15 protein-coding genes and 2 pseudogenes are annotated in these 12,827 nt (G+C 27.7%); 16 read left to right on the forward strand and 1 reads right to left on the reverse strand.

Annotated features, from left to right (window positions below):
* Positions 1–5 precede the first annotated feature (5 nt).
* The 6 genes and pseudogenes from dnaB to AACT_RS04735 all read left to right on the forward strand — a co-directional run.
* The gene (gene dnaB, locus AACT_RS04710) at positions 6–2,090 is read left to right on the forward strand and encodes a replicative DNA helicase (RefSeq protein WP_172125433.1); all 2,085 of its coding nucleotides are present in this window, start codon (positions 6–8) and stop codon (positions 2,088–2,090) included.
* 54 nt (positions 2,091–2,144) lie between these two features.
* The gene (locus AACT_RS04715; RefSeq protein ID WP_172125435.1) at positions 2,145–2,429 is read left to right on the forward strand and encodes a nucleotidyltransferase domain-containing protein; all 285 of its coding nucleotides are present in this window, start codon (positions 2,145–2,147) and stop codon (positions 2,427–2,429) included.
* Positions 2,426–2,587 carry a hypothetical protein gene (locus AACT_RS04720; RefSeq protein ID WP_172123747.1) on the forward strand — a complete coding sequence of 54 codons (162 nt, stop codon included), beginning with the start codon at positions 2,426–2,428 and terminating at the stop codon, positions 2,585–2,587. The genes AACT_RS04715 and AACT_RS04720 overlap by 4 nt, the downstream gene beginning before the upstream one ends.
* Before the next feature lie 291 nt (positions 2,588–2,878).
* Positions 2,879–3,343, forward strand: coding sequence for a hypothetical protein (locus tag AACT_RS04725; RefSeq protein ID WP_172125437.1), 465 nt, complete (start codon positions 2,879–2,881; stop codon positions 3,341–3,343).
* Complete coding sequence (locus tag AACT_RS04730; RefSeq protein WP_172125439.1) at positions 3,324–3,608, forward strand: nucleotidyltransferase domain-containing protein; 285 nt, start codon at positions 3,324–3,326, stop codon at positions 3,606–3,608. Before AACT_RS04725 ends, AACT_RS04730 begins: the two co-directional genes overlap by 20 nt.
* Positions 3,609–3,690: 82 nt before the next feature.
* Positions 3,691–3,921: pseudogene (locus AACT_RS04735) on the forward strand (sugar phosphate nucleotidyltransferase); the annotation flags it as partial.
* Positions 3,922–4,070: 149 nt separating this feature from the next.
* On the opposite strand, the gene AACT_RS04740 reads toward AACT_RS04735, so the two are convergent.
* A complete protein-coding gene (locus AACT_RS04740) occupies positions 4,071–5,102 on the reverse strand; it encodes an IS5 family transposase (RefSeq protein WP_172125441.1) in 1,032 nt (343 codons plus the stop codon).
* Between the two features lie 164 nt (positions 5,103–5,266).
* Between AACT_RS04740 and AACT_RS04745 the strand changes: the two are divergent.
* From AACT_RS04745 to rfbB, 10 genes and pseudogenes are all read left to right on the forward strand, one after another.
* A pseudogene (locus AACT_RS04745) lies at positions 5,267–5,932 on the forward strand (sugar nucleotidyltransferase); the annotation flags it as partial.
* Entirely contained in the window at positions 5,929–6,504 is a 576-nt protein-coding gene (gene rfbC / locus AACT_RS04750; RefSeq protein ID WP_172125443.1) for a dTDP-4-dehydrorhamnose 3,5-epimerase, read from the forward strand. The pseudogene AACT_RS04745 and the gene rfbC, both read left to right, overlap by 4 nt.
* Positions 6,497–7,315: a KilA-N domain-containing protein gene (locus AACT_RS04755; protein WP_152240881.1), complete on the forward strand. Its 819-nt coding sequence runs from the start codon at positions 6,497–6,499 to the stop codon at positions 7,313–7,315. The genes rfbC and AACT_RS04755 overlap by 8 nt, the downstream gene beginning before the upstream one ends.
* Entirely contained in the window at positions 7,316–8,182 is an 867-nt protein-coding gene (gene rfbD, locus AACT_RS04760; protein WP_172125445.1) for a dTDP-4-dehydrorhamnose reductase, read from the forward strand.
* Positions 8,183–8,287: 105 nt separating this feature from the next.
* Positions 8,288–8,485, forward strand: coding sequence for an addiction module protein (locus tag AACT_RS04765; RefSeq protein WP_172125447.1), 198 nt, complete (start codon positions 8,288–8,290; stop codon positions 8,483–8,485).
* A 23-nt stretch (positions 8,486–8,508) separates the two neighbouring features.
* On the forward strand, positions 8,509–8,643 hold the full coding sequence (locus AACT_RS15600) for a hypothetical protein (RefSeq protein ID WP_272953564.1): 135 nt from the start codon (positions 8,509–8,511) through the stop codon (positions 8,641–8,643).
* 114 nt (positions 8,644–8,757) lie between these two features.
* Positions 8,758–10,269, forward strand: coding sequence for an IS21 family transposase (gene istA, locus AACT_RS04770; RefSeq protein WP_172125449.1), 1,512 nt, complete (start codon positions 8,758–8,760; stop codon positions 10,267–10,269).
* Complete coding sequence (istB, locus tag AACT_RS04775) at positions 10,266–11,090, forward strand: IS21-like element helper ATPase IstB (protein ID WP_216658220.1); 825 nt, start codon at positions 10,266–10,268, stop codon at positions 11,088–11,090. The genes istA and istB overlap by 4 nt, the downstream gene beginning before the upstream one ends.
* Positions 11,091–11,243: 153 nt before the next feature.
* Entirely contained in the window at positions 11,244–11,675 is a 432-nt protein-coding gene (locus AACT_RS04780) for a PIN domain-containing protein (protein WP_172125451.1), read from the forward strand.
* Positions 11,662–12,741 carry a dTDP-glucose 4,6-dehydratase gene (gene rfbB / locus AACT_RS04785; RefSeq protein WP_172125453.1) on the forward strand — a complete coding sequence of 360 codons (1,080 nt, stop codon included), beginning with the start codon at positions 11,662–11,664 and terminating at the stop codon, positions 12,739–12,741. The genes AACT_RS04780 and rfbB overlap by 14 nt, the downstream gene beginning before the upstream one ends.
* Positions 12,742–12,827: the final 86 nt, after the last annotated feature.

Here is a 12,827-nt window from a genome sequence, read left to right on the forward strand (position 1 = left end):
AATAAATGGATAGTGTTTACAGTATAAATATAGAAAGAGCAGTTTTAAGTTCGATACTTTTTAATCCTGAAGAATTAGAGGATGTATTAGGAGTATTAAAACCAAAAGACTTTTATCTTCCTGCTCATAAAAAAATATTTGAAGTAATGGTAAAACTTCATAATGATGATATGCCAATAGATGAAGAATTTATTAAAAAAAGATTAGATTCTAAAGACGTAGATGATTCTATTTTATTAGAAATACTTTCAGCAAACCCAATTACAAATACCCTAGCATATGTTAGAGAAATAAAAGATGGTTCTGTAAAAAGAGAACTAGCAACTCTTGCTACAACTATAAAAAAAGTAGCGATCGAAGAAGAGATGAGTGCAAATGAAGCCCTTGATACTATTCAAGGAGAGCTTTATAAAATCTCAACAGATTCAGCAACATCTGAACTAAAAGATATGCATGTAATCACCAATGACACTCTTTCATATATAGAAAGAATGAAAAAATTAGGAAATAAACACCTAATAGGTGAAACAACAGGATTTGAAGCCCTAGATAGAAGAACAACAGGATTTAATGAAGGGGATTTGATTATTATTGCAGCAAGACCGGCGATGGGTAAATGTCTTGGTCGTGGAACAAAAGTAGTGATGTTTGATGGAACTTTAAAAAATGTTGAAGATGTAAAAATAGGTGATAAACTAATGGGTGATGACTCAAAGCCTAGAAATGTGTTATCAACAACATCTGGGCGTGAGCAAATGTATTGGATTCGACAAAATAAAAGTATTGATTATCGTGTTAATGAATCTCATATTTTGTCTTTAAAAAGAAGTAGAACTGAAGGTCCACATAAAAATGGAGATATATTAAATATAAATGTAAAAGAATTTTTAGAAAAATCACCTAAATTTAAAAGCAATTATAAGGGATATAAAGTTTCTGTTGAGTTTGAAAATGAAAATTTATCAGTTTTAAAAAGAGAAGAAGAATTAAATTTCTTCATTGATAATAATTCTACTACAGTAAAAGATTATATTATTTTTGATGAAAATTTAGATGAGACAGGAAAAATCAAATTTCTAGCAGATTCTTTAGGTTATATAACGTATTTTGAGAATAAAAAATTATATATATCAAAATCTAAACAAGATGTTAATTTACTTGAAATAAAAATTGAAAAAGACATAGTAGATGAATATTTTGGTTTTGAAATAGATGGTAATAAACTTTTTTTACTAGAAGATATGACAGTAACTCATAATACCGCACTTGTTTTGAATATGGCTTTGAAAAATGTTGAAAATGGAAAAGGTGTAATATTCTTTTCTTTAGAGATGCCAGCGGAACAACTAATGCTAAGAATGCTTTCTGCAAAAACTTCTATTCCTTTACAAAATCTTAGAAAAGGTGATATGGATGATAACCAATGGTCAAATCTTAGCTCTGCTTTTGATGATTTAAATACAAAGAAACTATTTGTTGATGATGGTGGAAGTATAAATATTAATCAGCTTCGTGCTAGGGTGCGAAAACTTGCACAAAATGAAGCAAATAATATAAAACTTGTAATTATTGATTATCTTCAACTAATGCAAGGAACTGGAAACAAAGATAGACACCAAGAGGTTTCTGATATTTCAAGGGGTTTAAAAATGCTTGCCAGGGAGATGAAAATTCCTATTATTGCACTTTCTCAGTTGAATAGGGGACTTGAAAATAGACCTGATAAAAGACCTATGCTTTCAGATCTAAGGGAATCAGGAGCTATCGAGCAAGATGCGGATATTATAATGTTTGTTTATAGGGATGATGTTTATAAAGAAAGAGATGAAGCAAGAAAAGAAAAAGAAGCCAAAGACAAAGGTGAAGATTATAAATCAAAATTTATAAATAAACCAGAAGAAGAAGCAGAAGTAATCATAGGAAAACAAAGAAATGGACCTATTGGTACTGTAAAACTGAACTTCCAAAAAGCTCTTACTAGATTTGTGGATAAAGAACATGATAATAGCTCTAGTCCTATTGAAGTGATATTTGAAAACGTTGCTGATAGTGAAAGAGAAACAAATATAGATATTCCGGATATTTTGTAATTCTTAAATAGATTGCAGTTTTTGATATAATAAACAAAAATATAGGAGAAATAAATGAGACTTTCTGAAAAACAAATCAAAGTTTTAAAAGACAAACTTAATTCTATTTCTTCAAGTGCAAAACTATATTTATTTGGAAGTCGTGTTGATGATACAAAAAAAGGTGGAGATATTGATTTATTGGTTGTCTCAAAAGAAGTAACAAAAAAAGATCTTAGATTACTAAGAATAGATTTTTTTGATCATTTCGAAGAACAAAAACTTGATATTGTTTTAGATGATGGAGAATTTAAAAATCCTTTTACAAAGCATATTATTAAAGGAGCTATTTTATTATGATGAGTGCATTAAAATTGGAATTAAAAAAGAGGACTTTTGAAAATATTGAAGATGAACTCGTTGATATTTTTGATGAAGTTTTAGAATATTCAAAAAGATTAATAGAAATAATTAATAATACTTTGAATTATATAAATACTAAATGTGTTAGTGAATAAAAAGACAAATCATATATATTCTGAATATTTTTTGATTTAATATCTAAAGTTGTTATTTAGTGATTTTTAGTTAAAATCTTCAACTTTCATGAAAAATACTTAAGAATTGCTATAATATTATTTAACAAAATAATTTTGATTAACAACATTTGCTAAAGTGTTGAAATAAAAAGTGAGTTAATAGAATCTCCAACATGGTATGAAGAAGTTTTAGAAGAAAAAATAGCAAACGTAAAATATATTTCAAATCGTGAATATGAAAATTAAAATACTTATACTTTAGGACAAATAATGGATATTTATAAAAAATTAGAATTTCATCTACAAGAAGCACAACTACATATAGATAGGTTAGAAAGTGTTTTAATTACTTTAGAAAAATTATATCCATTGGATAGTAATAAAATTGAAAGTATCTCTGTAGAAAATAAAGATAAATTAGATGTGTTAGCATTTAGATTTTCAAAACTTCAAGATCTATTGGGAACAAAAATATTTAGAGAATATTTAACTGTTTTACAATATCCTATTGAAGATAAAAACTTTTTAGAACTTTTAAAAGAACTAGATAAAGAAAAAATTATTGATATAGATATATGGAGTGAGTTTAGAGGTATTAGAAATAGTATATCTCATGATTATCCTTCTGAGGAAGATGAAAAAATAGAAGCTATAAATTATTTGATTAAAAATGTGAAATATCTAATAAGTATTACAAAAAAAATAAAGGCCTCTTTTGAGACTATCAACAAATGAAATTAATCTTATCAAAAATAAAGTAAATATTATTTTTGGAGAAACAATTATATATCTTTTTGGTAGTAGAATAGACGATGGTAAAAAAGGTGGAGATATTGATCTATATATCATCTCTGAAGTTAATGAAGATTTATTTAAGAAAAAAATTAAATTGAAAACTATTTTAGAAGATTTATTATTTAAACCTGTTGACATAGTAATCGCTAAAGATGAAAATAGACTTATAGAGAAAGAAGCTATGAAGGGAATACGAATTTTATGAAAATGCTAGTAATTGGAAGAGCAGGCTTACTCAACAATATTATTAATAAAGCTAATGAATCAATTAAAATAAAGGACCAAAAATGAAAGGCATAATCCTAGCAGGAGGCTCAGGAACAAGACTATATCCCCTAACAAAAGGTGTCTCAAAACAACTAGTTCCAATATATGATAAACCAATGATCTATTACCCATTATCAGTTCTAATGTTAGCAGGTATAAAAGAAGTGCTTATTATATCTACTCCACATGATTTGCCAAGATTTGAAGAACTTTTAGGTGATGGTTCTGATTTAGGAATGGAATTTTCTTATGGGAACCTCTAAAAATACCTTTTAAAGCTCCCAACTTTTACTTTTTTTGATTTTTAAAAAATCTCAGCCCAATTCTAACTGAACTTTACTAAGAATTTTGTGGAAATCACCCTAATATTTTGGATATTTCATCCATTTCCCAACTCTTTTCATATCAATTTTACCTTTTGTAATCTAACCATCTGTTCGTATCTGACTAAGTTGTAGGTAAGGTTCGTAAGTCCTATTGTGGACTTTATCCTATCTATTCCAATTGAGAGAAGATTAAGTGCATTATGCATTTGAGTTGTAAGTGTTCCAAATATATGTTCAACTCTTACTCTTGTTTTAGAGTGTTTATAATTTTCTTTATGCTGGGCATTGGTTAAGGGTTTGTTTCTGTAGGCTCTTTTGATAACTTTTGATTTCACATTTTTACTTTCGAGATATTGCTCAGTCTCTTCAGATTTATAAGCACTATCAGCATAGAGGGTATTATCATCTCCATCTATCAAATCTTTAACCACTTGTGAATCATGGGTTGAAGCTGGCGTCACTTCATATTTAGTGATAATTTTAGTTTTCTGATCTGAGGCTACATGATCTTTATATCCATATTCTCTTTGACCTCCTTTTGTTGTCCATCTTGCATCACAATCTTTTTGAGCTTTTTTATTTGGATTGTCTTCAAAGCTTTGTGGCATTTTATCCTCTTTGATTTGTTTATTTTCATCTCTTGTATTTCTTTGTTTGGGTACATTTACAAATGAAGCATCAACGATTGTCCCCTCTTTGGCAACTATTCCATTTGAGATAAGTTTAGAGGTAAATAGTTCAAATAATTTTTTGGATAAACCTTTCTCTTTTAGTTGCTCTTTAAACAACCATATAGTCTTTTCATCTGGTACATCATCACCGATTTGCAATCCTAAAAAATCTAAAAATGATAATCTATCTTTGATCTGAAATTCTGTTTGTTCATCTGAAAGATTATAATATCGTTGAAGTATTAAAATTTTAAACATTAGCAATTTATCGTATGGCTTTCTTCCTGCATTTGACTTTCTATCCTCTTTTTCTAAAGCTGATTCAATTGTTTCTCTAAACATCTCCCAATCAATAATCTTGTTTAGTTTTTGTAGCGGTGGTTGATGTTTATTGATTTTTTCCAATTGAAATTCGTAGTCAAATAGTCCTGCCATTTTTTAACCTTTGTACCTATATTTATATAGATATTTTAGCTAAAAAGTCCTACAAAAAGCCTTACATAAAGGGTTTTGTCGCTTTATTGCAAAGTATACATCATCAGTGATTTTATGAATATTTTCAATTTTTATGAATATTGACTAATTTTTAGAGGTGCCCTTATGTTGTTCAGCCCTCTCCAGATGGATTAGCTCAAGCTTTTTTATTAGGTGAAGAATTTTTAAATGGTGATGATGCTTGTTTAGTTCTTGGTGATAATATTTTCTATGGTCATGGATTAACACAACTTCTTTCTCAAAGTATTAAAAATGCTAAAGATGAAAATAAAGCAACTGTATTTGGATATTACGTTTCAGATCCACAAAGATATGGAGTTGCTGAATTTAATGAAAATGGTGATGTAACTTCAATAGAAGAAAAACCAACAGACCCAAAATCAAACTACGCAGTAGTAGGATTATATTTCTACCCATCTGATGTAGTAAAAAAAGCAAAAGCAGTAGTACCTAGCCATAGAGGTGAATTAGAAATCACAACTTTAAATCAAGATTACTTAAATGAAAATAGATTAAAAGTAGAATTAATGGGAAGAGGATACGCATGGCTTGATACAGGAACTCATGAATCTTTACTAGAAGCAAGCTCTTTTATACAAACAATAGAAAATAGACAATCACTAAAAGTAGCATGCCTAGAAGAAATAGCATATGAAATGGGATATATCTCAAAAGAAAAACTTTTAGAATTAGCAGAGCCATTAAAGAAAAATCAATATGGTCAATATTTAATAGCACGTGCAAATCAACCAAGAGGTCTTGGAAGATGAATTTTATAAGAACAAATATTCCTGATGTGATAATAATTGAACCAACAGTTCATGGTGATCATAGAGGTTACTTTGTAGAAACATTTAGAGCTGATAAATTAGAAACATTTTTAGGATATAAACTAAACTTCGGACAAGATAATGAATCAAAATCTTCAAAGGGAGTTTTAAGAGGTCTTCATTATCAACTTGCTCCCCATGCACAAACAAAACTTGTAAGAGTTATCTCAGGTCGAGTTCTAGATGTAGCTGTTGATATAAGAAGAAATTCTCCAACATTCGGTCAACACGTAGCTGTAGAATTAACAGCTGATAATAAAAGACAACTTTTAGTTCCAAGAGGTTTCGCCCATGGATTTGTAGTGCTTGAAGATGATACAATCTTTGCATATAAAGTTGATAATTACTATTCTCCTGAATGTGATAGAGGAATAGCTTTTAATGATCCAGTTTTAAATATAGATTGGATGCTAAAAACTGAAGAATTAAAACTATCAGCAAAAGACACAACACAACCAAAACTAAATGAAACAAATGATTTGTTTGAGTTTGGAGTTGATTATTATGTCTAATGAAATTATAGTCCAAGATACTAATATCAAAATTCGACAGCATGAAAAAAAAGATTTTATATCTTTAACTGATATTGCACGATATAGGGATTTGAATCGAAGTGATTATATTTTACAAAATTGGATGAGAAGTAAAGATACTATTGAATTTCTAGGGCTTTGGGAAAAAATAAATAATCAAGATTTTAATTCCATCGAATTCGATGGAATTAAAAATCAAGCAGGAGTAAATAGTTTTATTTTAACTCCAAAACAATGGATAAGTACAACAAATGCAATAGGAATCATAAGTAAAACTGGTAGATATGGTGGAACTTATGCTCATAAAGATATTGCTTTCGAATTTGCTTCATGGATAAGTGCTGAATTTAAACTATTTTTGATAAAAGAATTTCAAAGACTTAAAGAAGACGAAATAGAAAATAAATCTCTAGAATGGGATCTAAGTAGAAGTCTTTCTAAAATAAATTATAAAATTCATACGGATGCTATAAAAGAACATATTCTTCCAAAAACATTTATACCAAAAAATGGAGTTATTTATGCAAATGAAGCTGATGTTCTAAATGTAGCTTTATTTGGACTTACTGCAAAACAATGGAGAGAAGAGAATAAAGAGAAAGAAGGAAATATAAGAGATTATGCAAGAGTAGAGCAACTTATAGTTTTATCCAATATGGAAAGTATAAATGCTGAACTTATAAAAAGAGGAATATCTCAACAAAATAGATTAGAGTCACTAAACAAAACTGCAATATCGCAAATGAATTCATTAATAAATAATTCAACAATAAAAAAGTTAGGGAAATAAATGCTTAATATTCTAGTAACAGGTTCAAACGGACAAGTAGGAAGTGAAATAAGAGAATTATCAAAAGATTACTCTTATACTTTCTTTTTCACAGATAGAACAAATATAGATATTACTTCTAAAGATGATATAAAATCTTTCTGTGAAAAAAACTCTATAAATGTAATAATAAACTGCGCAGCATATACAGCAGTAGATAGAGCAGAAACTGATATTGAAAATGCAGACCTAGTAAATAGAAAAGCAGTAAAAAAATTAGCAATAATATCAGAAGAATTAGATATAAAATTAATTCATATCTCAACTGATTATGTATTTGATGGAAAAAGCTTTAAACCATACTATGAAGAATATCAAACAAATCCTCAAGGAATATACGGTAAATCAAAACTTGATGGTGAAAATGAAATGATAAATATAAATCCAAAAAACTCTATTATTATAAGAACTTCTTGGGTTTACTCTTATTATGGAAATAACTTTGTAAAAACAATGTTACGTTTAGGAAAAGAAAAAGAGTCTTTAGGTGTAATCTTTGATCAAGTAGGAACTCCAACTTATGCAAAAGATTTAGCTAAAACTATTTTAGATATAATCCCAAAAATTCAAAATTCAAAATTAAGCATTTATAATTATAGCAACGAAGGTGCTATTAGCTGGTATGACTTTGCAAAAGAGATAATGAAAATGGCAAAATTGAATTGTAAAATAAATCCAATTGAAACATTTCAATATCCAACTCCAGCAAAGAGACCACATTTTTCACTTTTAAATAAAGCGAAAATAAAAAAAGAATTTAATATAGAAATACCATACTGGAAAGATGGTTTGGATGATTGTTTAAAAAGATTGGGTGAGAGAAAATGAATAAACAATCTATATAGATGAAAGATATTTATTCAAAAGATAGTGGATATAAAACTATGAATTACTTTGTTATAATAAATAATAAGTTCTAAGAGGAGAAATCAAATGAGTATAGATGAAATAAAAAAACTTGATATAAAAGATAGAATTATATTGATGAATGAAATTTGGGCTACTTTAGAATCGGAAGATTTAAAAATAGAATCTCCATCATGGCATGAAGATACTTTAAAAGAACGGATTGAGAATATCAATAACAATAATGCAAAATATATTTCATTAGAAGAATTAAAAGCTAAATGAATATAAATAATAAGGAGATCATAATGCATACTTTGAAAATAAATGTTGAAGACAATGTTTACACTCATTTAAAATTTTTTTTAGAAAGTTTAAATAATAAAGGAATTGAAGTTATTGAAGATAAAATATTAGAGAACAATACTTCTAAAAGAAATTGAATTTTTTGACTGAAAATTGACCCACTATTTTGAAAACTTTTGACCCACCTGTAAACTAAAAATATATACTCTTTTGTCATAAGAAATAATAATTATGATGAAAGGTAAAAGGAGATGATTAGTATGGAGGATTGGGTAACTATTCGTAATTTAAAAGTTAAAAATCCAAATTTAGGAACAAGAACTATTGCTACAATGTTAGGTATCAGTAGAAATACTGTAAAAAAAGCATTAGTAAGTGAGGAAATACCTTTATATAACAGAGGTGAGAAGAAAATAAATGAACATATAGTGCCATTTATTAATTTTATAAAAGAATCCTTTTTAAAGAAAAATCTAAAAGCCAGTCGTATTTTAAAAGATATGAAATCAAAAGGATATAGTGGAAGCCAATATGCTTTGTATGCTTATATTAGGGATATTTTAAAACCAATCAAACAAGATGTCACAAAGACATCTCCTAGTGCATTTATGCGATATGAAACTAAACCAGCAGAACAAATGCAATATGATTGGAGTCCATATACCGTTCAAATTGATGGTAATAGTGTAAAGATAAATGTTCATCAAACAATTTTGGGATTTAGTAGATATAAATTTTATGATGTAAGTTTGTATGTAACAGGAAGTGATGTATATACAGCCTTAGAAGAAAGCTTTTTATTCTTTGGAGGAGTAAGTGAGAGAATACAAGTTGATAATGCAACAGTATTTGTAACAAATGCCTCTAAAGATAATCTAGTTTGGAATCCTAGGTTTTTATCTTTGTGTGGATTTTATGGAATAAAACCAACAAGAAGTATTCCCTCCCATCCTTGGAGTAAAGGGAAAGTAGAATCAGTATTTAGTTATTTAGAAACACATTTTATAACAGGTAATAGTTTTAAAAGCTTTGAAGATTTAAGAAATAGATTAAAACAATTTCAAGATGTTCATAATTTAGAATTACATGGAACAACTAAGCAAATCACAAAAGTACTTTATGAAAAAGAGGAAATGAACTTTTTAAAACCACTTCCAATTAATCCAATAACAGGTGAATTAAAACGATATGTTGGCTTTAAAGAAGAGTTTAGAAAAGTTACAACAGAATGTTTAATTTCATATAAAGGAAATAAATATTCAGTACCCCATTACTTTGCAAGTAAAGAAGTATGGCTTCGATTACTTTATGGTACAACTTTACAAATATATTCAAGTAAAAATAAACTCATTGCCTCTCATAGTCTTAGTATGAAAAAAGGTGAAGTAATCATTGATAAAGAACATTATAGTGGATATAGAAATGATAATAAGTTTGATTCAATTGCAGTTTCAATATCTAGACTCATAAAAAGATTTGCACATTATACAAATATCAATAAATTTATTGAAAATGTAAAAGTCGCAAAAAGAATAAATCCAGCTTACCATCTTTATAAAATAGCAAATCTATTTGAATATTACGATGATTCAGATTGTATTATGGCAATGGAAGAGTGCTTTAGTCTTAATATTTATAGTATCACAATTATTAAGGGATATATCACTCAACAAACTAAACCCAAAAATGAACAATTAAATTTGTTTAATATTAAATTACCAACAGCAAATATAAAAAGAGATTTAGGAGATTATAAAATATGAGAACAAGAAATACTACAAACTTACGAAACTCAGGACCAGTTGCCTTAGAGAATGGCTCAATGAAAGCTAATATTGAGAGTTATTGTAAATTACTATCACTTACATCTGTAATTGATAACTATGAAACTCTTGCTATGGATGCAGTTAAAACAAAGATATCTTATCAAGAGTATCTTTATAAACTATTGCAACAACAAATAATAGATAGAGTAGATAGATCAATAAATGCAAGAATAAAGAAAGCAGGATTTAAATATCTTGCATCTTTAGATGAGTTTGATTTTAGCTTTCAGCCACAAGTAGATGAAAAACTAATCAAAGAACTAGCAACTTTAAGTTTTTTAGAAAGTGCAACAAATGTACTTTTAATAGGAGCTCCAGGGGTTGGAAAAACTCACCTTTCAATTGCGTTAGGATTGGAAGCCACCAAACAAAGAAGAAGAGTAAGATTTATAAGTGCAGAAGATTTAACAAATGAATTAATTGCTGCAAATAAATCAAATACAATTACAAATTATCTTGAAACCATGAGTAGAATAGAACTATTAATTATTGATGAAATAGGATATTTAGAACTATCTAAAGAGACATCATCACTATTTTTTAGACTAATTTCAAAAAGATATGAAAAAGCTTCAACTATAGTTACTTCAAATAAAGAGTTTCAAGAATGGGGACAAATATTTGGAGATGATGTAATAGCAACAGCAATACTAGATAGACTTCTGCATCATTCCCATCCATTTTTAATTAATGGTCCAAGTTGGAGAATGAAAGATTTAATGTCAAAATCAAAAAATAAACAAAATTTAAAAGACTAAAATAACGAAAAATAATGGTACAATTTTAATCTGCAAGTGGGTCATTTTTAATCAAAAAAGTGGGTCAAATTTCAATCAAAATTTTCAGAAATTTTTTATTTAATGCTATTTCTATAGACACAACAAATTTTAAATTTAGTAGAGAAGAGGCAAATGAAAGATAAAATATTTTTAGATACAGATATTATTATATATTGTTATTCAAATAGTGAAATAGAAAAGCAAACTATTGCTAGATCGTTGTTTGAAAGATATGATAGTTTATTTATATCTAAGCAAGTTATAAATGAAATGACTAATATTTTATTTAAAAAATTCAAACTAGAATCATATCAAGTTGAAAATACAATAATAGAAATATCTAAAATAGTAAATACTTATGATTTTAATCTTGATACACAAGTGAAAGCTATACAGTTGAAAAATAAGTATAATTTACAATATTATGATGCTTTAATAATTGCAACAGCATTAGAAAATAACTGTAAAATACTTTTCAGTGAAGATATGCAAAATAATCTAATAATAGAAAATAAATTAACTATAATAAACCCATTTAGAGAGAACATAAATGCAAACAACTAAAACAAAAAACATACTACTAACAGGAACAGCAGGATTTATAGGTTCAAACTTCGTGCCATATTTCCTAAATAAATATCCAGAATATAATCTAATAAACCTAGACCTTCTAACATACGCAGGAACTCTAGATAACCTAAAAGAGTGTGAAAATAATCCAAGATATAAATTTATAAAAGGTGATATCTGTAATAGAGAATTAGTAGAATTTATTTTTACTGAATATGATATAAATGGTGTAATACATTTTGCAGCAGAATCTCATGTAGATAACTCTATTAAAAACCCAGGTGTGTTTGTACAAACAAATGTAACAGGTACTTTTACGTTAATTGATGTTGCATATAAGTATTGGATGACTGGACCAAATCAATATCATTCAAAATTCAAAACTCAAAATTCAACATTACCAAGATTCCATCATATCTCAACAGATGAAGTATATGGAACACTTTCTTTAGATCCAACAGATCTTTTTACTGAAACTACACCTTACGCTCCAAACTCTCCATACTCAGCTTCTAAAGCATCAAGTGATATGATTATAAGAGCTTATAATGAAACATATGGAATGAATACAGTAATTACAAACTGTTCTAATAACTATGGACCAAAACAACATGATGAAAAACTAATTCCAACAATTATAAGAAATGCATTAAAAGGAAATCCAATTCCAATCTATGGTGATGGAAAGAATATAAGAGATTGGTTATATGTACTAGATCATTGTAAAGGTATAGATGTAGTTTACCATACAGGAAAAACAGGTGAGACTTATAATATTGGTGGAAGAAATGAAAGAACAAATTTACAAATAGTAAATACAATATGTGAAATACTTGATAAAAAATATCCAATCAAAAATAATTCAAAATTCAAAACTCAAAATTCAACATTGTCTTCATACAAAAGTTTAATAACTTTTGTTGAAGACAGAGCAGGACATGATAGACGATATGCTATTGATGCAACTAAGTTAGAAAATGAGCTTGGTTGGAAAGCTGATGAGAACTTTGATAGTGGGATTTTACTTACTATTGAGTGGTATTTAGAGAAGTATAATTAGTATCAAAAGTAGTTATTTATCTATTTTTAGTTAAAATCTTCAACTTTTATGAAAAATATCTACAATAATGATATAAAAGTTATCTA

Source organism: Arcobacter acticola, from assembly GCF_013177675.1.
Classification (GTDB): domain Bacteria; phylum Campylobacterota; class Campylobacteria; order Campylobacterales; family Arcobacteraceae; genus Aliarcobacter; species Aliarcobacter acticola.